General features: G+C 74.5%; 22 protein-coding genes. 13 read left to right on the top strand and 9 right to left on the bottom strand.

Features of this window, described 5'->3' with window-relative positions:
* Positions 1-15: 15 nt before the first annotated feature.
* Positions 16-555 (bottom strand): PTS-dependent dihydroxyacetone kinase phosphotransferase subunit DhaM, encoded by a 540-nt coding sequence (locus O1G21_RS07470; protein ID WP_333493431.1) that lies wholly within the window; start codon positions 553-555, stop codon positions 16-18.
* Positions 556-972: 417 nt separating this feature from the next.
* Here O1G21_RS07470 and O1G21_RS07465 point away from each other — a divergent pair, with 417 nt between their 5' ends.
* From O1G21_RS07465 to O1G21_RS07455, 4 genes are all read left to right on the top strand, one after another.
* Positions 973-1,218 (top strand): DUF397 domain-containing protein, encoded by a 246-nt coding sequence (locus O1G21_RS07465; RefSeq protein ID WP_270150810.1) that lies wholly within the window; start codon positions 973-975, stop codon positions 1,216-1,218.
* A gap of 787 nt (positions 1,219-2,005) precedes the next feature.
* Positions 2,006-2,500, top strand: a complete 495-nt coding sequence (locus tag O1G21_RS07460; protein ID WP_270141857.1) for a hypothetical protein — start codon at positions 2,006-2,008, stop codon at positions 2,498-2,500.
* 65 nt (positions 2,501-2,565) lie between these two features.
* Complete coding sequence (locus tag O1G21_RS41710; RefSeq protein ID WP_355211871.1) at positions 2,566-2,649, top strand: putative leader peptide; 84 nt, start codon at positions 2,566-2,568, stop codon at positions 2,647-2,649.
* A 171-nt stretch (positions 2,650-2,820) separates the two neighbouring features.
* Positions 2,821-4,098, top strand: coding sequence for an acyl-CoA dehydrogenase family protein (locus O1G21_RS07455; protein ID WP_270141855.1), 1,278 nt, complete (start codon positions 2,821-2,823; stop codon positions 4,096-4,098).
* Between the two features lie 57 nt (positions 4,099-4,155).
* Here O1G21_RS07455 and O1G21_RS07450 read toward each other — a convergent pair whose 3' ends face one another.
* Entirely contained in the window at positions 4,156-5,367 is a 1,212-nt protein-coding gene (locus tag O1G21_RS07450) for an aminoglycoside phosphotransferase family protein (RefSeq protein WP_270141854.1), read from the bottom strand.
* A 470-nt stretch (positions 5,368-5,837) separates the two neighbouring features.
* Between O1G21_RS07450 and O1G21_RS07445 the strand changes: the two genes are divergently transcribed.
* Complete coding sequence (locus O1G21_RS07445; protein WP_270141853.1) at positions 5,838-7,319, top strand: DNA-binding protein NsdB; 1,482 nt, start codon at positions 5,838-5,840, stop codon at positions 7,317-7,319.
* Positions 7,320-7,457: 138 nt separating this feature from the next.
* Here the strand turns inward: O1G21_RS07445 and O1G21_RS07440 are convergent, their stop codons facing one another.
* A complete protein-coding gene (locus O1G21_RS07440; RefSeq protein ID WP_270141852.1) occupies positions 7,458-7,994 on the bottom strand; it encodes a hypothetical protein in 537 nt (178 codons plus the stop codon).
* A 286-nt stretch (positions 7,995-8,280) separates the two neighbouring features.
* Here O1G21_RS07440 and O1G21_RS07435 point away from each other — a divergent pair, with 286 nt between their 5' ends.
* The gene (locus O1G21_RS07435; protein ID WP_270141851.1) at positions 8,281-9,780 is read left to right on the top strand and encodes a HEAT repeat domain-containing protein; all 1,500 of its coding nucleotides are present in this window, start codon (positions 8,281-8,283) and stop codon (positions 9,778-9,780) included.
* Positions 9,781-9,900: 120 nt separating this feature from the next.
* Here O1G21_RS07435 and O1G21_RS07430 read toward each other — a convergent pair whose 3' ends face one another.
* Positions 9,901-10,599, bottom strand: coding sequence for a class I SAM-dependent methyltransferase (locus O1G21_RS07430; protein ID WP_405000789.1), 699 nt, complete (start codon positions 10,597-10,599; stop codon positions 9,901-9,903).
* 83 nt (positions 10,600-10,682) lie between these two features.
* Positions 10,683-11,252 carry a PadR family transcriptional regulator gene (locus O1G21_RS07425; RefSeq protein ID WP_270141848.1) on the bottom strand — a complete coding sequence of 190 codons (570 nt, stop codon included), beginning with the start codon at positions 11,250-11,252 and terminating at the stop codon, positions 10,683-10,685.
* 112 nt (positions 11,253-11,364) lie between these two features.
* On the opposite strand from O1G21_RS07425, the gene O1G21_RS07420 reads away from it, so the two are divergent.
* A complete protein-coding gene (locus O1G21_RS07420; protein WP_270141846.1) occupies positions 11,365-12,132 on the top strand; it encodes an alpha/beta fold hydrolase in 768 nt (255 codons plus the stop codon).
* Positions 12,133-12,265: 133 nt separating this feature from the next.
* Here O1G21_RS07420 and O1G21_RS07415 read toward each other — a convergent pair whose 3' ends face one another.
* Positions 12,266-13,042, bottom strand: coding sequence for a LamB/YcsF family protein (locus O1G21_RS07415; protein ID WP_270141844.1), 777 nt, complete (start codon positions 13,040-13,042; stop codon positions 12,266-12,268).
* A gap of 142 nt (positions 13,043-13,184) precedes the next feature.
* Positions 13,185-13,709 (bottom strand): hypothetical protein, encoded by a 525-nt coding sequence (locus tag O1G21_RS07410; protein WP_270141842.1) that lies wholly within the window; start codon positions 13,707-13,709, stop codon positions 13,185-13,187.
* A 314-nt stretch (positions 13,710-14,023) separates the two neighbouring features.
* Between O1G21_RS07410 and O1G21_RS07405 the strand changes: the two genes are divergently transcribed.
* The 4 genes from O1G21_RS07405 to O1G21_RS07390 all read left to right on the top strand — a co-directional run bounded on the left by O1G21_RS07405 (position 14,024) and on the right by O1G21_RS07390 (position 21,888).
* Positions 14,024-15,559: a hypothetical protein gene (locus O1G21_RS07405; protein ID WP_405000788.1), complete on the top strand. Its 1,536-nt coding sequence runs from the start codon at positions 14,024-14,026 to the stop codon at positions 15,557-15,559.
* Between the two features lie 76 nt (positions 15,560-15,635).
* Positions 15,636-16,511, top strand: a complete 876-nt coding sequence (locus O1G21_RS07400) for a hypothetical protein (protein ID WP_270141840.1) — start codon at positions 15,636-15,638, stop codon at positions 16,509-16,511.
* A gap of 33 nt (positions 16,512-16,544) precedes the next feature.
* The gene (locus tag O1G21_RS07395) at positions 16,545-21,110 is read left to right on the top strand and encodes a hypothetical protein (protein WP_270141838.1); all 4,566 of its coding nucleotides are present in this window, start codon (positions 16,545-16,547) and stop codon (positions 21,108-21,110) included.
* Between the two features lie 19 nt (positions 21,111-21,129).
* Positions 21,130-21,888 (top strand): metallophosphoesterase, encoded by a 759-nt coding sequence (locus O1G21_RS07390; RefSeq protein WP_270141836.1) that lies wholly within the window; start codon positions 21,130-21,132, stop codon positions 21,886-21,888.
* On the opposite strand, the gene O1G21_RS07385 is transcribed toward O1G21_RS07390, so the two are convergent.
* Both O1G21_RS07385 and O1G21_RS07380 read right to left on the bottom strand, forming a co-directional pair.
* Complete coding sequence (locus O1G21_RS07385) at positions 21,885-22,292, bottom strand: hypothetical protein (protein WP_270141834.1); 408 nt, start codon at positions 22,290-22,292, stop codon at positions 21,885-21,887. The two genes, O1G21_RS07390 and O1G21_RS07385, sit on opposite strands and share 4 nt — an antisense overlap.
* Positions 22,293-22,449: 157 nt before the next feature.
* Positions 22,450-23,145 carry a FadR/GntR family transcriptional regulator gene (locus O1G21_RS07380; protein WP_270141832.1) on the bottom strand — a complete coding sequence of 232 codons (696 nt, stop codon included), beginning with the start codon at positions 23,143-23,145 and terminating at the stop codon, positions 22,450-22,452.
* Between the two features lie 233 nt (positions 23,146-23,378).
* On the opposite strand from O1G21_RS07380, the gene O1G21_RS07375 reads away from it, so the two are divergent.
* On the top strand, positions 23,379-23,933 hold the full coding sequence (locus O1G21_RS07375; protein ID WP_270141830.1) for a gluconokinase: 555 nt from the start codon (positions 23,379-23,381) through the stop codon (positions 23,931-23,933).
* Between the two features lie 73 nt (positions 23,934-24,006).
* On the top strand, positions 24,007-25,404 hold the full coding sequence (locus O1G21_RS07370) for a GntP family permease (protein WP_270141828.1): 1,398 nt from the start codon (positions 24,007-24,009) through the stop codon (positions 25,402-25,404).
* The last annotated feature ends 64 nt before the right edge of the window (positions 25,405-25,468 follow it).

Genomic DNA, 25,468 nt, shown 5'->3' with positions numbered 1-25,468 from the left:
GGAGCCCCACGGCGGTCAGTCCTTCTGCTGCCGGTAGGCCTCCTCCGCCGCATCCAGTACTGCCGCCAGGTCCCCGCCCGCCGTGGCGGTCGCCGTGGCGGCCACCGCGCCCTCCACGAAGGGCGCGTTCGCGAAGCGGACCGGGAACGGCAGGCCGTGCTCGTCGGCCTCCGACAGTAGGGCCCGCACGGTGGTGACCGCGCCGCCGAGGTCCGCGAGCACCACCACGCCGTGGCCCTGGTCGACCCGCCGGGTGGCGGCGGCCACCAGCACCGCGCTGATGCCCGGCCCGTCGGCCGGGTCCCCGCCCGTCGCGGCGACCGGCGCGGGGGAGTCGGATCCGGTCAGGGTGAGCGCCAGGGAGCGCACGGCGGTGGCCAGTTCCTGGCTGTGCGAGACCAGGACGATCCCGACCCGGCCGTGCAAGGCGGTCCGGGCCGGGGTGGGCCGGGGCAGCGGGGTGGGCGAGAGCGGGGCGCGGGGCGCCGGCGGATGGGCCGAGGGGGCGTCGGAGATGGGGATGACGTCGGCGCGGGTGCCGTCCCGGCGGCTCATCGGCTGCTCCCTAAGGCGGGGTCGTGGTCGGGTGGTGGGCGGGGTCGTGAACGGGGCGCGAGGGGGTCCTGGACGGGTCGCGGGCGGACCGTCGGCGTGCGGGGCGGTGCGAGCGGCGCGGCGGCGGCCCGGGGCCCGTACCGAACCGTCGAGCGGCCCGTACCGAACCGCCGGCCGATCCCTGCCCGGCGGGCGGGTCCGTACGCGTCCTGGCAGCACTCTGGCAGCTGCCCGGGGCCCCGCCGGTCGGGACACGCCCCACCGCGCCCCGACCGCTCCTCCGCCGGCCCTCCTCCCCGGTCCGGCAGAGTCCTCGTCAACCCGCTGACCGGGGCCGGGAGGTGTGGTTAGGCTGATCGTGGAACGCCGTCGGGAGGAGATCGGTCAGTGGCAGTGAACAGCGGTACGGACACCGGGCTGGACGCCGGTGCGGTCGGGGCGAAGCCGGAGCTCGCGCCGAACGGGAAGCCGAAGGTGGACTTCACCGGGGCCGAGTGGCTGTGCAGCAGCCAGGGCGTCGGGGACGTCCAGATCGCGTTCGTGGACGGGTACATCGGGATGCGGGACGGCCGACAGGAGGACGGGCCGATCCTGGTCTTCACCCCGGCCGAGTGGCGGGCCTTCGTGCTCGGTGCCCGGGACGGCGAGTTCGACCTCACCTGAGCCACCCGCGCCGTCTGGGCGCACCCGCGGAGCGGTCCGAGCCGCCGGCACACGTGCCGCGTCCGGGCCGCTCCGCCGGTCGTTCGGGGACGGTTCGGGAGCTCGGACGCTGATTTCTGGTACCGAACATCACAACTGATGATCTTTTGAGCGTGTCCCGTCAGAATTTCTGTTGACTGTTAGACAAACGCAGCTGAGTATGAGCACAGGCAGACGCCGTGCCCACCGCCCCCACGCGGCCAGACACGGCGCCTGCTGTGCGGCCCGGCAGCAGCCAGGCCATGCCTCCCAGTCATCCCCTGCGCACCGGGGTGCGTCGGCCGGTCCCGGCCCACGAGGGGCCGGCAGTCGCCGGGAGGCTGGCGCCGAAGCCGAGAGCGACTCGGACAACGGCACCTTTTGCTCGGGACCCGCACGCCCCCACGCGGCGGCGTCCCGAGCAGATCCACGGGAGCGACGGGCCGGGGCCCCGCGGATCTGGTCTCTTGGTGCATGGAACTGCGATGGAACTGTTGGCTTGTGTGTTGTGCTGTGTGCGATGACGAAGCTGGGTGCTCGGCAGTTCGGCATGACAAGTGCACAGTGAGGGAAACGCGTGTAGGGCCGCGTTGCGACATGCCGTCCCCCCGGAGGGTGAGACCCAGAACGGCTGTCGTGCTGAACCGAACGTAGCCCGGACGGTTGCTCAGAGTCAACATTGGTCTCTGAGCGTCGACCTCCCGCCCGACCCCCGTCGGTGTCCCACCCGCCTCGCGGGTGTGGTGTGCCGGACACGTACGATGTTCCCATGTCTTTTCTCCGCCGTCGCTCCGGACAGCCCGCCGGCCCGGACTTCGACGTGCTCGCGATGGACCCGGGCGACTGGCCCGGCGACTTCGGTGCGGCCATGATGACCGGCCCGGACGGCTCCTGCCAGGGCATTTTCCTGCGCTACGACCTGTTCGGCGGCAGAGGCCCGGCGATGTTCATCGGCAACCTCCCCGAGGGCTCACCCGCCCGGGAGACCGGCGACGAGGTGCCCTTCGAGGTGCGGCAGCTGCTCGCGGCGTTGGAGAACGACGAGCCGGTCGAGTTCGTCTCGGCCGAGGACTTCCCGGTCATGCTCGGGGACGACCTGCTGATCGTGAAGAAGGTCAAGGTCAGCGAGGAGCGAGTGTTCTGCGCCCAGTTCGACCGCAGCGACGGCGTGCTGGTCACCATCGCGTCCTGGGACCGACCGATTTCGGACGACCTGTACCAGCTGCTGAAGCCGCTCCCGGCCGACATGTTCCAGCAGGGCTGACCGGGCCCGCCCGGGGCCCGGACGCTGCTTGACGGTATCGATCACCGGTTCGTACAGTCGCGGACATGCCGTGCCGTCTCCCGCTGTTGACCCGCCGCAGGCATCTGGACCTGCGCCGGACCGCCAGCGCGGTCTGTCCGGGCCGCTGAGGGGGGATCTCGCCCCGTGGCGGCGGGCGGCCGACACCGGACCGGGTCGGCGCCGACAATCCCGGGGGTGGTCGTAGGTCGGCCTCCGGGGCCGCCGGCCGGTTCCGCGCGCCCGTACGGCGTGCCGCCCGCACTCGCTGAGCCCACGCTGCCGCCCGGAGGCACCAGTCCATGACGACCACCGCCGCCAACGATCGTTCACCGAACAATCGTGCCCGAACCGAACCGTCGGATTCCGGCCACATCGCGTCGCCCGCGAAGCCCACGGCCCCCGCCCCGGCGCCCGGACCCGCACCGGAGCGCTCGGCGGTCGAGGCCGCCCTGGCCGGCCTGCCCCGGGTGGTCGACCTGCTCGCCGCCCGCGCCGAGGAGCACGACCGCGACGCCACCTTCCCGTACCAGGGCATCGAGGCCGTCCACGAGGCCGGGCTGCTCACCCTGACCGTCTCCCCGCGGTACGGCGGACCGGGCGGCACGCTCGCCGACACCGTCCAGGTGCTGACCCAACTCGGCCGCGGGGACGCCTCGGTGGCCGTGGTCACCGCCTTCACCCTGCTCCAGCACGCCGAGCAGGCCCGCCGCGCGGGCTGGCCGACGGCCGGCTACCGGCGGCTGCTCACCGAGTCCCGGCGCGGGCCCGCACTGGTCAACACGCTCCGGGCCGAGCCCGGCGGCCGGCCGGACGCGCTGCCCGGGACGGTGGCCCGGCGGGACGACGACGGCTGGCTGCTGACCGGCCGGAAGACGTACTGCACCGGCGCCGAGGCACTGGCCTGGATGGCCGTCACCGCGCGGACCGACGAACCCGAGCCCAGGGTCGGGACGTTCCTGGTCCGCGGCGAGAGCGAGGGCATCGAGATCGACCCGACCTGGGACCAGCTCGGCCTGCGGGCCAGTGCCAGCCACGACGTCGTCCTGGACGGGGTGCGGGTTCCGGTCGAACTCGCGCTCGGCCTGCGCACGCCCGGCCAGGAGGACCACGCGGAGGCCGAACTCGCCCGCGCCTGGCAGGATCTGGCCCTCGCCGCGGTGGCGATCGGGGTCGCCCGGGCCGCCGAGGCCTGGCTGGTCCGCTTCCTGAACCAGCGCACTCCGGCCAATCTGACCGAACCGCTCGGCACCCTGCCGCGCTACCGCTGCGCCCTCGGCGAGATCGAGGCCCAGCTGATCGGCGCCGAGGAACTGGTCCACGGCCTGGCCCCCCGGGTGGACCGGGGCGATCCGGACGCGGTGGCCCGGACCGGCCCCGCCCAACTGCTGGCCACCCGGGCCGCCACGGCGGCCGTCCAGCAGGCCGTCGCGCTCACCGGGAACCCGGGGCTGAGTCGGCGTCACCCGCTGGAGCGCTACCTGCGGGACGTGCTGAGCAGCCGGGTGCACCTGGCTGCCGAGGAGGCCGTCCTGGACGCCGCCGGCCGGGCCGCCCTGGGAAGCGGCGCCCGGCCGTAGCGGCCCCGGTGGTTCAACCGCCCCCGCGGATCCGGCAGTTCCGCAGGACCCGGCGGGTCAGCGGGTGCCGACCGCGGCCCGGACGGCCCGGCGGGCCAGCGCGGCGTCGTCGTAGAGCCGGCGGATCATGATCCGCTGCTCCTCGCCGGCGCCCGGCACGTCGTACAGCCGGATCTCGCGCATCAGCACCAGCACCAGGTTCACCAGGAACGCGTCCCGGGCCAGCGTGCCGCCGCTCTGGGCGAGTTGGCTGATCTGGCGGCGGGCCGCGGTGTCTCCGGAGAGCACGCTCCACAGCACCGCCAGGTCGTAGCCCGGCAGGTACCAGCCGGCCTGCTCCCAGTCGACCAGCACCGGGCCGGACGGCGCCAGCAGCATGTTGCTGAGCAGGGCGTCGCCGTGGCACAGCTGCAGCGGGGTGTGGCCCAGGCCGTGCAGCAGGCCGCGCAGGTCGCCGGCGTCCCGGTCGGTGAGCTGGCCCACCGAGTGGTAGCGGGCGATCTCCAACTGGTAGTCCAGGCGCGGCTGGAAGACGTCGCTCGGCGGCCGCCAGAGGTTCAGCGTCCGGACGGCGCCGAGCAGCGCCCGCACCTCGCCCGGGGTGGGCGCGTTGACCGGGTGGCGTTCCCGGGCGGCCGGCCGCCCGGGAACGCGCTCCATGACGAGCACGCAGCGGTCGTGGTCGGCCGCGACCAGCCGGGGCAGCCGCACCGGTGGGCGGTGCCGGACGAACGCCCGGTAGACCGCGACCTCGTGGTGGAAGTCGGCCACCAGCTGCTCGAAGTACTCACTCCGCACCGCCTGCGGCGCCAGGCACTTGGCGACCACCGGAGCCCGCCCGATGGTGCCCGCCACCAGGATGTGGCGGCTGCCCTCGCGCAGGACCTGGCGCGGAGTGAACGCGGGACATATCCGCGCGACGCTGCCCAGCGCGGCCCGGACCGCCGGGGTCTGCAGCGCCGACGGATCGATCCGCTCCGGTCCGACCGGCTGGCCGGGCCGCCGGGTGCGCAGCACCTGGCCGTCGGCCTGCCGGGCGAGCGGGAGGCGGTGGCCGACCGGCGGGGCGGCCTCGGGGCCGCGCAGCCCCAGCGCGGTACGGCCGGCCGGGACCCGGGCGTCCGTGGACCGGCCCTCGGTGCCGCGCGGAGCGACCGGACGGCTCGCCGGGGGCACCTGCTTGGGCCCGGGACGGCCGGTGGCTGCGGTGGGGGGGCGCAGCGCGGTGCGGGTCGCGGTCGGCGTGGGGGTCGTCGCTGAGGAGTACATGGGCTGAGGGTGGTCCCTTCCGGTCCGTCGGCGGGTGCGCCCCGCGGGGCGGGAGGGCCGTCGCCGCGTGCTTCCTGGCGCGACGGCGGCCCTGCTTCGGTCGGTGGGTGGAGCGCGGGCGCCGGGCACGGACGCGGGGTCGGGAACCCCTGTTCGGCGGTGTTCCGACCGTCCGCACCCTGGGGAATGCGGTCGGCCGGACTGCCGTGGCCGTGCCCGGCGCCCCCGCGCCACCCGGCCGCGCCACCCCCTCGGGTGAGGACCGGGAGCGTCCCGTGCCACGGTCGGGGGACAGCCCCGGCGCTGGTGGGACGCCGCCCGACCCGAGGGGCGAGGTGGCGCACCCCTACAACACACCCGTCGGGCACTGGCTTTGTAGTCTGGCGGGCCCTGGCGAACGGTGGCGAATGCTCGCCTGGCACTTGCCGGAGCCTCTAGCCTCGAAGTGCCGAGGAACCTGGGGGCTTCATTTGAGCAGGGAACCCAACACCCGACTCGCCGATCTGTTCGTCCTGACCGGATGGTCCAAGGGCGAGTTGGCGCGGCTGGTCAACCGTCGGGGTGCCGCGCTGGGGCAGCAGCAGCTGTCCACGGACACGTCGAGGGTACGGCGGTGGATCGAGCAGGGGGAGATCCCGCGCGATCCGGTGCCGAGGGTGCTGGCAGCCGTGTTCACGGAGCGGCTCGGCCGTGTCGTCACCACTGAGGACCTCGGTCTGGAACGACACCGGCCCACCAGGTCCGGAGCGGATCCCTCCGCAGCAGTGCCATGGTCGCCGGAGCGAACAGCCGCGGTCCTCACCGAGTTCACGGGAATGGACCTCATGCTGAACCGACGTGGATTGGTGGGCGCCGGAGCCGCGCTCACGACCGGGGCGGTCATCGCCGACTCGCTGAAGGGCTGGCTGGGCGGGGACGCGGTCGCGTACGCGGCCTCCGTGCCCGGGCCCCGCCAGGTGGTCACCGGGGGTGGCGCGCGCCCGGTGGTGGACGTGTACGACGCGGGCCCGGTCGGGCTCGACGAGGTGGAGTCGCTGGAGCGCTCGGTGCAGGTGTTCCGGGCCTGGGACGCGGCCCGCGGCGGCGGGCTCCAGCGCAAGGCGGTGGTCGGTCAACTCAACGAGGTGGGCGGTCTGTTGACCCACCGCCACGCACCGGCGGTGGAGCAGCGGTTGTGGCTGGTCGCGGCCAACCTGGCGGTGCTGGCCGGCTGGATGTCGCACGACGTGGGCCTGGAGCCCACCGCCCAGCGGTACTTCATGATCGCGGCCGAGGCCGCCAAGGAGGCCGGTGACCGGCCGCGGGCCGGCGAGGCGATCTCCCGGGCCGCCCGGCAGATGGTGCACCTGGGCCGGGCCGACGACGCGATCGAGCTGATGTCGGCGGCCAAGGCGGGCGGCGGGCTGCTGCTGCCCAGAACGCGTGCGATGTTCAACACCGTCGAGGCCTGGGCGCACGCCTCGATCGGACACTCCCAGGACACCTACCGGTTGCTCGGCGAGGCGGAGGACCTGTTCAGCGAGGAGTCGCCGGAGCCGGCGCCGTCCTGGATGCAGGTCTTCGACGAGGCCGAACTGCGCGGCATGCAGGGGCTGGTGCTGCGCACCCTGGCCGAGCACGACCCGGCGGCGGCCCCCCGGGCCCGGCGGCACGCGGAGCGGGTGATCACCCTGCGGGAGGGCACCGGGCAGCTGCGCTCGGCGCTGTTCGACCGGATCACCCTGGCCTCGGTGGAGTGGATCACCGGGGAGCCGGACGCGGCGGCGTTCCAGGCCAAGATGGTGATGAACCTGATCGGCCAGAACTCCTCGCACCGGACCTGGGACCGGCTGCGCGAGATGTACCGGCTGACCGCGCGGTACCGGGGGCTGCCGGTGGTGGACGAGCTGCGGGCGGAGCTCGGCCGGGAGCTGCGGGCGGCGGACGCCAAGAACCGGCCGCGGCCGTCGTGAGACGGGCGGCCGGTGGGAGCCGGTCGGGGAGGGGGCCGAGGCGCGGGTTCGGGCTCGGGATCGGGCTCAGGGCCGGGATCGCGCTCGGGACCGGGATCGCGCCCGGGACCGGGTTCGCGCTCAGGCTCGGGATCGGGCTCAGGCCGACGGGGCCGGCCGGAGCAGCATGCGCAGTGCGGTGACGGTGCCGTCCGCGCCGAGCACGGGTTCGCCCGCGCACTCGACGCTGTCGTGCCGTCCGCCGGTGCGGCGGACCCGCAGGGTGCTGGCGGCCGGACGGCCGTGCACCAGGGCGTCGGTCATCATCCGGCGCAGCAGCGGCCGGTCCGCCTCGGGGAGGCGGTCGGGCAGCCGGTCGAGGCTGAGCGGGCCGTGGCCGGGGTCGCAGCCGAGGAGGAGGTAGGTCTCCGCGTTCCAGCGGATGCCGTCGGTCAGCAGGTCCCACTCGGCCGAGCCGACGATCGGCCGGTCGGCGGGCTCGTGGCTGCCGGGGTGGCCGCCGCTGTCGAGGGAGGGGCCGGACGGCTCCTGCGCCGTGCCGTCCACGCTGCCCTCCGTGCCGTTGTCGGAGCCACCGCCGGTGGTGCCGTCGGTGCTGCCGTTCGCGTCGCCCGCCGGGGCGCCGTCCACCGTGGCGGTGTCCGGCGGGCGGGCGGTGCGTAAGGGCATGTCCATGGCGGATCCATCGCTCGGTGTAGCCCCAGCGCGGGGCGTCGGGAGTGGTGAGAAGACTGTCGCACAGCGCCCGTGCCGGTGTGGGCGATTTGGACAGAACGCAGGCAAAATTCCCCTGGCATATGCCACTGTGGCAGCAGCCTTCGTCGCCCTGTGTGCGGAAGGGGATCCGAGGCGGTAACCTTCGGTGATTCCGGCGCCCGGGCGCCCACCGCAGTACCGACCAGAGACCCCCGGCGACGGAAATCCCGTTGCCACTACGACCGCCGCAACGGATGCTGACCTCATGTTCGAGCCAGTGATAGCACCTAGTGCCAGCCTCCTAGGCCTCCTGCAGCGAGGCCGCGGTGACGGGCAGCTCCACGCGCTGGCCGCCGACCGTGCCGAGGCCATCGCCGCGCTGGAGGAGTGCGTCACCAGGGATCCGCGGGCCGACTGGCAGGTCGAGAGCCGCTCCCTCTACTACGCCCGCCTCTACATGGAGCTGGAGGCCTCCCTCGACGGGATCGAGGACCACCTCCACTCCGCCGAGGACCTCGTCAGCGACGACGAGAGCCGCACCGGCCTCGCCCTCTCCGTCCTGGGCCACCTCGCCGCGTACGGCCGGCGCGACGCGCTGCTGATGCTGCGCGAGTACGCCGCCACCGGCGCCAACTGGGCCTGGGCCCTGGACGAGCTCGCCCTGCGCGACGACGACCGGGGCCTGCTGCTGCTCGGCACCGCCGTGCTGGACCGCTTCCCGCCGGGCCCCGAGGGCGACGCCGAGCTGCGCGAGTTCATCCGCAACGCCTACGAGCCCAGGCCCTGGCGGCTCTGGGCGGCCTACCACCCGAGAGTGGCCGCCGCCGGTGAGCAGTCACCCTTCGACCTCTGGCAGCGCCAGATCAACCGCAGCGGCGTCACCCCGGGCTGGTCCACCGCCGACGTGCTGGCCTGGGCCGACCAGGGGCAGCTGGGCGACCTCGGCGCCGGCGCCTTCCTGGGCCGCCCCGAGCCGGCGCACGTCGACGAGGACCGCTCCGGCCCCGACGCCGTGGACCGCCGCGCCGCCGCGGCCGCCCGCTGTCTGACCGCCGTCGTCCGGCCCGAGGACCGCCCGGTCCTGCTGGAGGCCGCCCGCGACGGCCTGCCCGGCGCCCGGCGGGCCGCCCTGCGCTACCTGGTCGACCAGCGCGACCCGGCCGCCCTCGAACTGATCGAGGCCGCCGCAGCTGACGTGGACGACCGGACCGTCCGGGCCGCTCTGGAGCTGCTCGGCCGGATGCGCGGCCCCGAGGTGCTGGCCCAGGCCCGCCGCTGGGCCGACCCGGCCAGCGGGGGAGCCGACAGCGCGCTCGGCGAGACCGCCGTCCGGCTGCTCGCCGACGCCGGGGAACCGGAGGACGCGCCGCTGGTGGTCGCCGGACTGCGCCGCTGGATCTCCGTGCGCGGGGTCAGCGGTACCGGCCTGGGATCGCTGGTCGACGGTGCGGGGCGGCTGGCCGCCGCCGACGCCGTCCCGGTCCTGCGCCACATCTACGGGGAGGCCGCCTCCTCCGAACTGCGCGGTCGCGCCGCCCGGGCGCTCGCCGTGACCGATGTGCACTTCCCCGAGGGGCCCGCGGTCGAGTGCCTCTGGGACTGTGAGGAGTCCACGCGCGAGCTCGCCGCGCGCCACGTCGCCACCACGGGCGACGCGCGTGTGCTGGAGCGGCTGCGAAGGCTCGCCGCCGACCCGGCCGAGGAGGCCGAGGTCCACGCCGCCGTCCGCGGCCGATTGACCGCCGCCCGGGAGTTCGGGCGCTAGGTTCACCCAGCATCCAGTGGGCCGGGACACCGGGGGTGTCCCGGCCCACTGCTTTCGGGCGCCGCTGGTGGAACGCCGTTCTACTTGATCGAACCCGCGTCCGGGCCCGGCCGTGCAGGACTAGCCGGCGGGACGGGCCCGGACCCAGGTGCGGTCCTCCGTCAGGTACGTCTCGACCCGCAGACCGGCGTCCGCCAGGGCCTGTTCGAAGACCTCCGTGCTGAGCGGGCGGGACAGGAAGGTCTGGGTCCAGGTGCCGTCCGGGAACACGTACTCCGCGTGGACGGAGTTCACCCCCGCCCCGACCGGTGTCGCGGAGAGGATCCGGGCCACCCCGTCCGTCCCGGCGATCCGGCTCTCCCGCGGCACGTTCCGGTGCCAGTCCTCGCCCTCGCGCTGCACCAGTACGCAGCCGTCCTCGGCGACGTGACGGCGACAGGTCTCCAGCAGGCCCTGGCGGACGGCCGGATCGCCGGCGTGCACCAGGAAGGAGGCGAGTATGACGACGTCGAAGCGCTCGCCGAGGTCCAGCCGCTCGATCGGGCTGCGCACCGTGCGGACGCCCGCGCGCACCCGGGCCAGCATCTCGGCGGACTCGTCCACGGCCGTGACGGCGAAGCCGCGTTCGACCAGCGGGTGGGTCATCCGGCCGACGCCGCAGCCGAGTTCGAGGATCCGGGCGCCCGGCGGCACCGCGGCCTCGATCACGTCCGGTGCGTCGCCCACCGGGAGGCGGGTCCACACCTCGACCGCGCAGCCGTCCGGGGTGATCGCGCCCGCCCCGGTGCCGTCGTAACCCTCGCGTCGCTCGTTGCTCATGTGCGTGTCGTTGCCCATGGTTGCCATCGGAACACGGGTGGGGTGAGGAGGGAAGGGTGGTTCGGCGTCTTTCGGACAGTCCGTCAGTTCCCGGAACCTTCCGTCCGGTTGATCTCTCCGTGCGGCCGGCTGCCCTCGAGCTCGACCAGGGTGGCGCGCAGCCAGGCGAGTTCGGCCTCGGTGGTGGCGCGGGCGGTCAGCAGCAGGCCGCGCCGGAACGGGTCGGTGAACTCCTCGGCGGCGCGCGGGCGGTCGCCCTCGTAGAAGAAGCTGGCCGGCTCGGACAGGAAGGCGAGGCGGCGGCGGAGCACGGCGGCCTGGGCGGCCGGGTCGTCGAGGTGGCGCAGGAAGGAGACCAGGGTGGTCCAGCGGTTCCCGTCGCTGATGTCGAGCGGCTCGGGCTCGCGCAGCCGGTCGAGCAGTGCGGTGCGGCCGGCCCCGGTCAGGTGCAGGGTGTGCCGGGGTGCGGCGGCGCTGCCGGGCTCGGTCTCGCGGACCAGCAGGCCGTCGGCCTCCAGGCGCTTGATCGCGGGGTAGAGCGAGCCGTCGCTGATCGGGCGGATGTGGCCGGTGAGCGCGGCGAGGTGGCGGCGCAGCTCGTAGCCGTGCAGCGGCCGGTCGTAGAGGAATCCGAGGATCGCGAGCTTCAGCATGGGGCCACTCTCCCAGATCCGTTGTCTCGGTGCGTGGGTATATCGATAGCGGTATACCTCGAACTCGATGTATGGTCTCGGCAGTTCCCGACCGACACAGGAGTGTGTGCGCATGCGCGAGGCCCCCGTCACCCCGAACGGCGACCGGATCCGCTGGGTCGAGCTGCCCGGCGCCGAGCCCGCCCGGCTCTATCTGCACGGGCTCGGCGCCAGCTCGCCCGTCTACTTCGCGGCCGCCGCCGCGCACCCGCTGCTCGCCGGGCGCCGCTCGCTGCTGCTCGACCTGCTCGGCTTCGGCATCAGCGACCGGCCCACCGACTTGGGCTACACCCTGGAGCAGCACGCCGACACGATCGCGGCAGCGGTCCGGGCGGCCGGGTTGGACCGGGTCGAGGTGGTGGGTCACAGCATGGGCGGCGCGATCGCCATCGTCCTGGCGCACCGGCACCCCGGGCTGGTCTCCCGACTGCTCCTGGTGGACTCCAACCTCGACCCGATCGAGCCCGGTCGGCAGCGGAGCGGCAGCAGCGGGATCGCCGGCTACACCGAGGAGGAGTTCCTGGCCGGCGGACGGGCCGAAGTCGCCGAGCGGGTCGGGCCGTTCTGGTGGTCCACCATGCGGCTCGCCGGGCCCGAAGGGCTGTACCGCAGCGCCGTGCACCTGGCCCGCGGGAGCGAGCCGATCATGCGCGAACTGCTGCTCGGACTCGACCTCCCGCGCACCTTCCTCCACCCGGAGTCGAACGCACCGGCGGGCGCCGACGGGCTGCGCGCGGCGGGGGTGCGGGTGGTGGAGGTGCCGGAGTGCGGGCACAACATCATGCTCGACAACCCGGACGGCTTCGCGGCGGCGGCCGCGGAGGCGCTCAGCGCGGGCTGAGCCGGAACCGGGGCCCCGGCCCGGACGGCGCCCAGCCCACCCCGCCCGCACCGGCAGGGTCACCGGCCGTCAGGTGAACGCCCAGGCCCGAACCCAGGCCGTCAGGTGAACGCCCTGGCCCGAACCCCGGTCGTCAGCTGAACGCCTCGACCCGGACCCCGCCCGAGGCGAGGGCGCCGCGGATCCGCCAGGCGAGCTGGGCGGCGCCGGGGGTGTCGCCGTGGACGCACAGCGAGCGGGCCTCGACGGCGATCCGGTCGCCGCCGACGGCCTCCACCGTGCCGTCCCGGGCGATGCCGACGGCGCGGGTGATCACCGACTCGGGGTCGTGCACCACCGCGTCCGGTTCGCGGCGCGGGACGAGGGTGCCGGCCCAGGTGTAGGCGCGGTCGGCGAAGGCCTCGGTCACCACCGGCAGCCCGACCCCCTCGGCGACCGAGAGCAGCCGGGAGCCGGGCAGTCCGAGGACGGGCAGCGGCCCGTCGCAGACCGCGCCGGCCCGCAGTACGCCGGCGACCACGGCCTCGGCCTGCTCGGAGTCGGCGACCACCCGGTTGTAGAGGGCGCCGTGCGGTTTGACGTAGGAGACCCGGGAGCCGGCGGCGCGGGCGAAGACCTGGAGGGCACCGATCTGGTAGGCGATCTCGTCGGCCAGTTCCTCCGGCGGGACGTCCATCGCGCGGCGCCCGAAGCCGGCCAGGTCGCGGTAGGAGACCTGGGCGCCGATCCGGACGCCGCGTTCGGCGGCCAGTGCGCAGACCCGGCGCATCGTCGACGGGTCCCCGGCGTGGTAGCCGCAGGCGATGTTGGCACTGGTCACCACGGACAGCAGTGCCTCGTCGTCGGTCAGGCTCCAGCGCCCGAACCCCTCGCCGAGGTCCGCATTGAGATCGATCACCGCATCGGCCACGCCCGTCCGCCTCCCAGCAGCTGTTGAGCCAGATGGTAGGGCCTGGGGGTGAAGCCCGGTGACCGTGACCCGGAGCCTCGGAGGGAGCACCGGCGCGCGGCCTCCACGCACGCGCCCCGGGGCGTGTACGTGGAGCGCCGACTCAGTTCGCGGCTAGGCGCTCCTGGAAGGAACGTTCCAGCGGACGCAGCGCCCGCAGCACGATCAGCAGCGGAATTGCGCCGAAGACGCCGAACGACATGTCGATGAATCTCCACGCCAGCGGGATCCCCCGCAGCGGTCCGCAGATCAGCGCCAGCGGGATCACCGCGCCGCAGGCGAGCACCGCCCAGCGGATCACCCAGATGTTGCGGACCGGGTCCTTGAGCGGCCCCCAGAAGGCGGCGGCGATCACCAGGTGGGCGAAGGCCAGCCAGTCGGTGCCGTACGCCAGGAACGGGTAGCGGTCGTCGGTCTCGGCGATGCCGGTTTGGACCCGCTCGAACCAGGCCGTGGCGGCCGGGAAGTGGTCGGTCAGCGGAGCGGCCGGGCCGGTGGCGAGGTCGACCAGCCAGCGGGTCTCGGTCTCCAGCGGGAAGGCGGTCAGCCCGCTCAGCACCAGGCAGACCAGGAAGAACCGGAGCCACCGCCGGACCCGCCGCAGGATGACCGCGGGGTCGCCGTCCATCTCGCACACCTCCAAGTCGAGCGTGTCTCGCCCGGGCACGCCGAAGAGCAGGCGGAGCCTTGTCCCACCTGCGCGGAACGACTCTAGACCGATCTTTTGAACATGTTCAACTCCCATTGGAGAGCCCTGCGGACGCGTCGCGCCGGTTCCACCCGCCGTGGTGGACCGGGACGTCCACCGGTGCGGGCACGGCGCCCGCCGCCGCGTTCCGAATCCGTCCCCGACGGGCCGCCAGGCCGGCCGCCCGGCCCGCCCGCAAGGTCCGTTTCGGTCGATGTCGGTGCGAACCTCTAATCTTGTCCACCGTGACCGCCATCGCTGACCTGCCCACCGAGCCCGGCCTCCGGCCGGCCGCCGGCGCCACCGTGCCCGCCGCACGGCCCGCGCCCGGCCCCGCCGCCGACGAAGGCCTGGCCCGCCGGCTCAAGGCGCTGGCCTGCACCGCCCCGCTGCACGACCTGGACAACCGCAAGGTCAACCTGGCCGGCGAGTACGGCGGCTACGCGATGGCCGAGGTCGGCCTCGCCGCGATCGACCTGGTCACCCTGCACATGGACTTCGACACCGGCGCCGACCGCGACATAGTGCTCGCCCGGATGCTGCCCCGGGTCGCCGCCCAGGCCCCGCACCGGCCCGCCCCCGAGCACGAGCGGGTCGCCCGCTGGGTGCTGGAGTCGCTGATCAACGTCGGCAGCGTGGACCGCGGCTTCCGCGCCGTCTACGGCACCTTCGGCGCGGACGGCGAGTACGTCCGCCGCGACTACGACTTCAAGCTGATCGAAGAGGTCCCCGGCCCCGACGGCGGCATCTACCTGCGCACCACCGACGAGGCGGTCAACGTCCTGGTCGGCGCGCTCGACACCGACGTCACCTCGGCCCAGATCGCCGCCGAGGTCAAGCTGGAGGTGCTGATCCGCCGCGGCCGCCTGGCCGACGCCCAGCTGGCCGCCGAGCAGGCCCGGTACCGCACCGTCCAGTACGCCGAGACGCTGCGCCGCGCGCTCGACGCCACCCGCCGCAACGTCCGCGCGGTCGACTGGATGAAGGCGGTCCCGGACCTCATCGACGAGGCACTGGACCACATCGCCGACCGCTACCGGCACGAGAACGCGATTCTCACCAACATCCGCAAGGCCCGCGACGAGGCCGAGGACCCTGAGCACAAGCGCCGCGCCGCCGAACTGGTCGACATCGTCAAGGACTGCATCCGCCGCCACACCCAGCTGCAGACCCGCCTGCTGGAGGCCGGCCCGCTGTTCCGCGCCGAGCAGGACCGGCAGGCCTTCGCCACCCCCGGCGCCCGCAGCGGCATCGACCTCTACGGGCAGCTGCTCGCCCCGGTGCTGCGACTGCCGATAGAGCAGGCAGTCCGCCCCACCGGCGCCTTCTTCGCCCGCGGCGCCGGCCTGCGCACGCCCGTCTCGGTCCGGGTCACCGACCTGGTCGACCTGCTGCTCACCCCGCCGGTCGAGCGCGAGCACCTCGGCGCCGAACTGCCCGACCCGGACCTGGTCGCCACCCCGGACGACAGCCGCTTCTCCGAGGCCCAGCTCGAAGCCGCGCTGGAACTGCTCGACCTGCCCCCGGACGCCCCCCGTCGGCTCTCCGGCCTGCTCGCCGACGCCCGCCGGCAGGACCCCGAACTCCCGTACCTGGTCGCCCTGCTGGCCGTGCACGCGGCCAGCCCGCCGGTCGGCACCGCCTACCGCCAGGGCGAGGAGCGGCTGCTGTTCGCCGTGGACGACGGCACCCCGCTGCGCGACCGGGAGTTCGGCGGCGCCGACCTCATCGTCGGCAGCGCCCTGCTCGACGCGGTCGGCATGGCCGCCGACCGCAAGGACGCCGGCTGACCCGCCGGGCAGTGACTTCACCACCACCCACGTTGACGAACCGTAACCACCGCGCCATCCCCGAGGAGCACCGCCCGTGACGACCCACCACGACACGTCCTGGGCGGCCGAGACCGAACCCGCGGCTCCCGCGCCGATCACCCCGGCCGACGTCGCCGACGCCGCCCGGCTGGTCTCCTTCGGCCTCCAGGCCAAGCTGCTCCCGGCCCGCGACGCCGAGTACGCCGAACTCGTCCGCCGCCACCGCGAGGACCCGCCGTTCGCCCGCCTCGCCGACGCCATCGCCACCGGCATGGGCCTGGTCGTCCTCGAGGTCTCGCCGCGCGCCGGCATGGCCGTCGCCGCCGCCGAGGACTCGCTGTTCGCGGTCCGGATGGGCGACTACTCGCGCCGCGCCGCCTCCGAGTCCACCGACCGCTTCCTGCACGGCCTGGCCCACCTCGCCGTCGCCGCGATGGCCTTCCCCCGCCCCGAGGACCTCGCCGACGACGGCTACCTCGGCCGGATCACCGTCAACGGCGTCGATTCCTTCGTCCGCCAGGCCTGCCGCCGCCTCGAGGAGCAGGCCGACGCCGACGGCGCCAACACCGACCCGGCCTCCGACGCCCCCGGCCTGGAGGCCGCCTGGCGGGTCTGGGCCCGGCGCACCGCCACCGGCGCCACCAAGGACGCCCGCCGGCTCTCCGGCTCCACCATCGGCATCGTCGCCAAGGCCGTCATGTTCCTGGTCGACTCCGGCTTCCTGCAGAAGGTCTCGGACGACTCCGGCGGCACCTACCGCACCACCGCCCGCTACCAGCTCCAGGTCCGCGACCTGGCCGGCAGCGCCGCGATGGCCGAACTGCTCGACCTCGGCATCGTCCCGGTCTCCGACGGCACCGCCAGCCTGCTGCCGCCGGACACCGGCGACGAGCTGGTCGCCGACGCCGGCCTGCCGTTCCACTCGCTCTGACAACCCCATAAGACGCACGGAGAACCGCCGCACATGTACGAGCTCAACCGGGTCCGCCTCTACTCGATCGGACCGGCCGGCGCCCGCTACGCCGACACGGTGCTCGACCTGCGCGGCGTCGGCGAGCCCGTCGCCGACCCGGCTCCGCAGCAGATCGGCCTGTTCGGCGAGGACACCGACGGGCCGGTCCGCCGCCCCGCCCCGGCCGGCGTGCTCTTCCTGGAGAACGGCGGCGGCAAGTCCGTCCTGCTCAAGCTGATCTTCTCGGTGATGCTCCCCGGCCACCGCAACACCCTCGGCGGCGCCAGCGCCGGCGTGCTGCGCAAGTTCCTGCTCTCCGACGACTGCGGCCACGTCGCCCTGGAGTGGCAGCACACCGTCACCGGCGAGCTGATCGTGGTCGGCAAGGTCAGCGAGTGGCGCGGCCGCCAGGTCTCCTCCGACCCGCGCAAGTTCGCCGAGACCTGGTACTCCTTCCGCCCCGGCCCCGGCCTCACCCTCGACTCGCTGCCGGTCGCCGAACGGGTCAGCCTGGCCGGCGACCAGAAGGCCCGCGGCCGCCGCCGCACCATGAAGGGCTTCCGCGACGCCCTCACCGAGGCCGGCAAGGCCCACCCCCACCTCGACCTGGTCTTCGAGGACGGCCACGACCGCTGGACCGAACACCTCGGCGAACTCGGCCTCGACCCCGAACTCTTCCGCTACCAGCGCGAGATGAACGCCGACGAGGGCGAGGCGGCCGGCCTCTTCGCGGTCAAGCAGGACAAGGACTTCACCGACCTGCTGCTGCGCGCCGTCACCGACACCCGGGACACCGACGGCCTGGCCGACCTCGTGCACGGCTTCGCCGCCAAGCTCGGCCTGCGCGCCGAACTCACCGCCGAACGCGATTTCACCGCAGGCTCGCTCGACCTGCTGGAACGCATCGTCGACGCCACCACCGCCCGCGAGGCCGTCCGCGAGGCCCACCGCACCGCCGAGCGCCGCGCCCGCCGCCTCGCCCACGCCCTCACCTCCCGCGCCGCCGCCGAACGCGACCGCGCCGAGGACCTCGCCATCGAGGTCGCCGCCGCCGCGAGCGCCGTCACCGCCGCTGAGTCCGACCGCACCCGGCACAGCCTGATCGCCGACGAACTCACCCACCGGCACGCCACCCTGAGCCTGGCCGCGGCCACCGCCGAGGCCGCCGCGCTGCGCCGCGAACTCATCGACGCCCGCACCCTGCACTCCGCCTGGCAGGCCGCCGAGGCCGTGCTGCGTCAGCGCGCCGCCGCCGACCGGGTCGCCCGGGTGGCCGCCGCCATCCGCGAGGCCGAGCTGGACGCCGCCCCCGCGCTCGCCGCCCGCGCCCGCGCCGCCACCGCGCTCGCCCGCGCCCTGGAAGCCGCCGCCGCGGCCGCCGAAGCCCGCGCCGACACCGAGGAGCAGCGCGCGAGCGAGCTCCAGGAGGACGGCGGCAAGGCCCAGTCCGCCGCCACCGAGGCCGCCACCGCCGCCCAGAAGGCCCGCAGCGAGGCCGAGCACCTGCGCCAGCGCCTCGCCGAGGTCGAGCAGGAGACCGAAGCCGCCGTCGAGGCCGGTTTCATCGACGCCGACGGCGACGTGGACCCGGCCCGGGCCGCCCTGCACGCCGCCGACGTCGAGAAGGCCGCCGCCGCGGCCCTCGCCCAGGCCCGCACCGCCGCCGAGGCCTCCGCCGCCCGGCTGCGCGAGGCCGCCGCCGCCACCTCCCGCGCCGAACTCGCCGCCGAACGGGCCGGCGACGCCCGCAAGGCCGCCGCCCAGTCGCTGGCCGCCGAGCAGCGCACCGCCGCCCTGCTCGCCACCGAGCAGCGCCTGGCCGACCTGCTCTCCCTGACTCCTTACCAAGAGGACGCCGAGGAGGACGCCGGCTTCCTCACCCCCGCCGTGCTCGACCGCAACGCCGAGTACCTGCGCGAACTCCTCGACGAGGCCATCGCCACCGCCGAACGCACCCTGTTCGACCTGCGGACGGCCGCCGCCGACGACTCCCGCATCCTCGCCGCGCTCGGCGACGGCGGCCTGCTGCCGCCCGGCCCCGACGTGCTGGCCACCGTCGAGTACCTCGCCGAGCACGGCATCCCCGCCCTGCCCGGCTGGCGCTACCTCGCCCAGTCCGTCGACCCGACCGACCACGAGGCGATCCTCGCCGCCCGGCCCGAACTGGTCGACGGCGTGGTCGTCACCGACCCGTCCTCGCTGGAGCGTGCCCGCGAGGCCCTGCAGGCCGCCGCCCTGCTGCCGCGCTCCACCGTGGCCGTCGGCGCCGCCGCCTCGCTGATCGCCCCGATCACCGACGAGCCCGCCTTCTTCCTGGTGCCGCCGAACCCGGCCATGCACGACGAGTCCGCCGCCGACGGCGAGCGCCGCGAACTGCGCGCCCGCGCCGCCGCCCGCGAGGAGCACATCCGCGAACTCGCCGGCCGCCTCGGCGCCGACCGCGCCCTCGCCGCCCGCCTCGCCTCCTGGCACGCCAGCTGCCCGCCCGGCACCCTCGCCGAACTCGCCGCCGCCGCCGAGGCCGCCCGCGAGCACGCCGAGCAGGCCGCCGCCGCCCTGGCCACCCTGCGCGCCGACCACGACGAGGCCGAGACCGACCACGCGGCCGCCGCCTCCGCCCACGAGGAGCACCGGGAGGCGGCCCAGCGCGCCCGCCGCCGCGCCGACGCCCTCTCCGGCCTCGCCTTCCGGCTTCGCGAGCGCGCCAACTGGGCCCGCCGCCAGCGCGAACTCGCCGAGGACGCCGCCGAGTGCGACCGCCGCCAGGCCGTCTGCGCCGAACGCGCCCGCACCTGCGACGAGGACCGCCGCGCCGCCCAGCGCGCCGCCGACGACGCCCGCCGCACGGTGCGCGCCCTGCGCGCCGAACGCGCCGAGATCCCCGCCGCCGAACAGGCCGACGAGCCCGCCGAGCAGACCGCCCCCGCCGCGCTGCCCGCGCTGCGCGAGGCCTACCGGGCCGCCTCCCAGCTGTACGAGAAGGTCGGCGTCGGCGCCGACCTGCGCGCCGAACAGGCCCGCGCCGAGGGCGACGAGGCCGCCGCCGCGGCGGAACTCGACCGCCTCACCAACAAGGTCCGCACCCGCGCCGAGGAACTCCTCGGCAGCCCCGACGGCGCCGACGGCCCGGCCCGCCAGGCCGCCGCCGCCCGCGCCGAGGAACTGGTCGCCACCATCGAGGCCCGCTCCGCCACCGCCAGCGAGCAGCTCGGCCGCCTGCGCGGCGAGGCCGAGCGCTCGGCCCCCGCCGACGGCGAGGCGCACACCGAGCTGCCCGAGGAGCTCGTCCCCACCGACCCCGAGCACGCCCAGACCCTGCTGCGCACCGCCACCAGCCGGCTCGCCGAGTGCCGGGAGGCCGTGGACGCCGCCCGCACCGCGCACGCCGACCTCCAGCGCACCTTCGACACCGCCCAGTCCGCCGCCGCCGACTTCGACGAGCTGGCCGGCCAGCTGCGCGACGGCCTGCGCGAGCAGCAGGAGGACGACGGCCAGCCGGTCGAGCCCTACCTCGGCTCGCTGCCCGAGGCCCGCAACGCCTCCACCGACGCCCGCCGCGGCCTGCGGACGGCCGCCGGTGAGCTGTCCTCGGCCGAACTCGCCGTCCGGGACGCCTCCGACGCGCTGGTCCGGCACGCCAACGCCGCCCGCTACGAGGCCGTCCGCACCCCTGCCCGCCAGCAGATCCGCGAACTGCCCGCCTCCGCGCTGCCCGAGCACGCCGCCGCCTGGGCCGCTGCCTTCGCGCCCCGGCTGCGAGTGCTCACCGACGAACTCGCCCAGCTGGAGAAGAACCGCGGCTCGATCGTCGACCGGCTGCGCGGCCTGGTCGAGTCCTCGCTCACCACCCTGCGCGCCGCCCAGCGGCTGTCCCGGCTGCCCGAGGGCCTGGGGGAGTGGTCCGGCCAGGAGTTCCTGCGGATCCGCTTCGAGGACCCGGACCACGCCACCCTGGTCGAGCGCCTCGGCGAGGTCATCGACGAGGCCACCCGTGCCGCCGTCAAGAAGAACAGCGACCTGCGCCGCGACGGCATGTCGCTGCTGCTGCGCGGCGTCGCCGCCGCGATCGGCCCCAAGGGCGTCAGCGTCGAGATCCTCAAGCCGGACGCGGTGCTGCGCGCCGAACGGGTCGGCGTCGGCCAGATGTCCGACGTCTTCTCCGGCGGCCAGCTGCTCACCGCCGCCATCGCGCTCTACTGCACGATGGCCGCGCTGCGCGCCAACGACCGCGGCCAGTCCCAACTGCGGCACGCCGGCACGCTGTTCCTCGACAACCCGATCGGCCGCGCCAACGCCACCTACCTGCTGGAGCTCCAGCGCGCGGTGGCGGACGCGCTCGGCGTCCAACTCATCTACACCACCGGCCTGTTCGACACCACCGCGCTCGCCGAGTTCCCACTGGTGATCCGGCTGCGCAACGACGCCGACCTGCGGGCCGGCCTCAAGTACATCTCGGTGGAGGAGCACCTGCGCCCGGGCCTGCCCACCCCGCAGGACCCGGACGGCCCGACCATCCACGGCGAGATCACCGCCACCCGGATGTTCAAGCGCCCCGCGGAGGTTCCCGCCCAGCCGTGAAGTCGTTAGCGTGATCATCATGCTGACGATCGCGCACCTCAGTGACATCCACCTCGGTCAGGTCCACCGCCGGGACGCGGGCAAGCGAGCCCGGCGGCGGGCCCGGCAGGTGATGGCGTACCTCGACGCCCTGCCCGGCCCGCTGGACGCGGTGCTGGTCACCGGCGACCTCGCCGACCACGGCCTGCCCGAGGAGTACCGGCAGGTCGCCAAGGTGCTGACCTCGCGGCACCCGGTCCTCACCTGCCCCGGCAACCACGACCGCCGGGCGCCGTACCGTCAGGTGCTGCTCGGCGAGGAGCCCACGACGGGCCCGGTCAACCGGCTGCACCAACTGCCCGGCGCCGACGTGCTGATGCTCGACTCCTCGATACCCGGGCAGCACGACGGCCTGCTGGACGACCGGACCCTGGACTGGCTGGACAGCCAACTCGCCTCGGGCCGCCAGGAGTTGCCCGCCCTGGTGGCCTTCCACCACCCGCCCGTCGAGCTGCACGTCCCGTACGTCGACGGGATCCGCCAGTTCGGCGAGGCACGGCTGGCACAGGTGCTGCGCCGCCACCCCCGGGTGGCCGCGCTGCTCTGCGGCCACTCCCACACCCCCGCCGCGACCACCTTCGCCGGCCTGCCGCTGCTGGTCGCGCCCGGGGTGGTCTCCACCACCACGCTGCCCTGCGAGGGCGGGAAGGGCATCTCCTTCGACCACCCGCCGATGCTCGCCTTCCACGTCCTGGACGACACCGGCCGGCTCACCACCCACTACCGGGTGGTTCCCTAGCGCCCCGGCGGCCGGCCGGCCGGCGCGTACGGCGGCCGGCCGGGCTGCCCTGGCTGCCCCGGCTGGTACGGACGGTGCGGTGCACCGCCGGGCCGGGGGAGCGGCCGGGCGGCCAGCGGCTCGGGGGCGGTCCGGCCGCCCGCCATCGGGTGGGCGGAGTCGGACCCGCGCATCCGCTGGGCGGCGACCTGGCGGGAGATCAGGATCTCCAGCAGGCACCACATCGTGCCGAACACCCCGAGCCCCATCGCCATCAGCGCGGGCGTCATCAGCCAACTGCCCGCGTACGAGGCCAGGGTCGCGACCACCACGCCCACCAGCGTGAAGGCCAGGCAGAGCACCGCCCGGACCGTGGCGGAGCGCACTTCGTCGGGCAGGCGGCGACGGCGGCGTGGCACGGACATCGGGCGACCCCCAGGCGCGGATCCGGTGGTGGACACGGAACGGGCGCACGCGAAACGCGCCCCCTCGGCTCACTCTGCCCCGCCGAACCAGGACTATGCGTCCGAATCCACCGAACTGCCGTCAAACCTGGTCATCCGGGCAGGCGACGGCCGGAGCTCAGTCCAACTGGAGGTTGAGCTCCTCCAGGGCGCCCGTGACGATCGTCCGCATCGCCTGTTCCGCGTGGACGGCGTCGCCCCCGCAGATCGCGTCGGCGACCTCCCGGTGCAGCCTGATCGCGTACGGTTCCGGCTGATGGGGCATCAGATGATACTCGGTGCGGCCGGTGAGCACCGCCCCCACGGTGTCCCCGAGGTGGGCGAACATCTCGTTCCCGGAGGCGCGAAGCACCAGGGCGTGGAAGGCGATGTCGTGCCCGAGGAAGGTGGTGAGGTCGGCCTCCCGCGCGGCGACCGTCAACTCCACGGCCAGTGAGCTGAGTTCACGCCGGTCGTCGTCGGTGGCGTGGGTCGCGGCGAGCGCGGCCGCGGCCGGTTCGACGGCCACCCGCAGCGAGCCGAGCGAGCGCAGCTGGGCGGGCCGGTCCGCGCCGGCCAGGCGCCAGCGGATCACCATGGGGTCGAAGACGTCCCAGAGCGACTTCGGCTGGACGGTGATCCCGACCCGCCGCCGGGACGCCACCATGCGCATCCCCTCCAGGACGCGCACCGCCTCCCGGACGACCGTCCGGGACACCCCGAACCGCTGCTCCAGCTCCTCCCCGCGCAGTACCGCGCCCTCGGGGATCTCCCCCGACGCGATCGCCGGCCCGAGCTCGTCAAGCACCCGACCGGGCAGCCCCTGGATCTCCATCCGCCCAGCGTAGACGCCGCCCGCCTGAACCCCTACGTCACCCTCCGTCCCACCCCGCCCCGGTGATCCGCCGTGCCCCGGCCCCATCGGCGCCCCTCCCTGCTCCACGTCCCCACCCCGCCTCCACCCACCTCCCCGCGGGGAAGTAAAAGTATGACGATTTGGTTTCCGCCACTTGAATACGTCATATCTTTGAAGCGATAGTGGCGGCCTGCAACGAAGGAGCACCACCCATGGCTCTCAACGTCGAGAACCGCGCCCTCCCGGACGCCCCCCTCACCGTCGTGGTGATGGGCGTCTCCGGTGTCGGCAAGACCACCCTGGCCCGCCTCCTGGCCGACCGCCTCGATCTCCCCTTCGCCGAGGCGGACGAGTTCCATCCGCCGGCCAACATCGCCAAGATGTCCGCCGGCATCCCGCTGGACGACCAGGACCGTGAACCCTGGCTGCGCGCCATCGGCGCCTGGCTCAAGGCGCGCACCGAGGCCGGCACCGGCGGCGTGGTCACCTGCTCGGCGCTGAAGCACGGCTACCGCGACATCCTGCGCACGGACGCCCCGGATGCCTTCTTCCTGCACCTCAGCGGTGGCCACGAGCTGGTCGAGGACCGGCTCTCCCACCGCACCGGCCACTTCATGCCGACGTCGTTGCTCGATTCCCAGTACGCCGCCTTGGAGCCCCTCGGTGCGGACGAGAACGGCGCCGTGCTGGATGTGGGTCCGTCCCCCGAAGAACTCGTCGAGATGGCCGTGGCGCTGCTGCGGCCCGTCAATGGAGACCTCACGTGAGCGAGCGAAGCGAGCGAGCCATCAGAAGGCGCGGATGGGCGAATGCCCCTGCCGAGCGAAGCGAGGCCGGCGCATGAGCATTGCCCCCACCCTCCTGCTGGCGGCCGCCCCACCGGCCCTCCCGCACACCAGCAGCAACACGCAGCTGCTGATCGCGGTGCTGCTCAGCATCGGTACGATCATCCTGCTGATCACCAAGCTGAAGCTGCACCCCTTCCTCGCCCTCACGCTGGGCTCCGGACTGCTGGCCGTCGTCGCGGGCGCACCCTTCGACAAGCTGCTGAACAGCTTCTCCACGGGCTTCGGCTCCACCGTGGCCGGCGTCGGCCTGCTGATCGGCCTGGGCGCGATGCTCGGCAAGCTGCTGGCGGACTCCGGCGGCGCCAACATCATCGCGGACACCGTGCTGTCCCGGACCGGCAGCAGGGCGCTGCCCTGGGCGATGGCGCTGATCGCCGCCCTGCTCGGCCTGCCGCTGTTCTTCGAGGTCGGCGTCGTCCTGCTGATCCCGATCGTGCTGCTGGTCGCCCGGCGCGGCAACGTGCCGCTGATGCGGGTGGGCATCCCGGCCCTGGCCGGCCTGTCGGTGCTGCACGGCCTGGTCCCCCCGCACCCGGGCCCGCTGGTCGCGATCGACGCGCTGAAGGCCGACCTCGGCATCACCCTGGCGCTGGGCCTGCTGGTCGCCGTCCCGACCCTGATCATCGCCGGTCCGCTGTTCGCCCGGGTGGCCGAGCGCTGGGTGGGCCCGCTGGAGATACCGACCGCGATCGCCTCCGAGGAGCCGGTCAAGCGCGAGCGCACCCCGTCCTTCGGCGCGGTCCTGGCGACGATCCTGCTGCCGGTCGTGCTGATGCTCGGCAAGGCCCTGGCGGACGTCGTGATCGACGACCCGAAGGCGATGGTCCAGCGGGTGCTCGACCTCATCGGCTCCCCGCTGATCGCCCTGCTCGCCGCGACCCTGCTCGGCATGCTGACCCTCGGCAGGGCGGCCGGCTTCGACCGGGCGCGGATCTCCGACACCGTCGGCAAGGCGCTCGGCCCGATCGCCGGCATCGTGTTCATCGTCGGCGCGGGCGGCGGCTTCAAGCAGACCCTGATCGACGTGGGCGTCGGCGACATGGTCAGTCACTGGTCCAGCCGGTGGCACATCTCGGCGCTGCTGCTGGGCTGGCTGATCGCGGTGCTGATCCGCCTGGCCACCGGCTCGGCGACGGTCGCCACCATCACCGCGGCCGGCATCGTCTCCCCGCTCGCGGCGAACATGTCCTCGACCCACTCGGCGCTGCTGGTGCTCGCGGTCGGCGCCGGTTCGCTGTTCCTCTCGCACGTCAACGACGCCGGCTTCTGGCTGGTGAAGGAGTACTTCGGGATGAGCGTCGGGCAGACCCTGAAGTCCTGGTCGGTGATGGAGACGATCATCTCGGTCGTCGCGATAGCCCTGATCCTGCCGCTGAGCGTGCTCATCTAGCGCGCCCGGCACCGCACCACCGCCGAGGGGCGGCGCCCGTACCGCACGGGTCGCCGCCCCTCGG

The sequence above is a fragment of the Kitasatospora cathayae genome (assembly GCF_027627435.1).
GTDB classification, from domain to species: Bacteria; Actinomycetota; Actinomycetes; order Streptomycetales; family Streptomycetaceae; genus Kitasatospora; species Kitasatospora cathayae.
The sequence above is the reverse complement of the archived record's forward strand: the minus strand, read 5'-3'. Positions and strand labels throughout refer to the sequence as shown.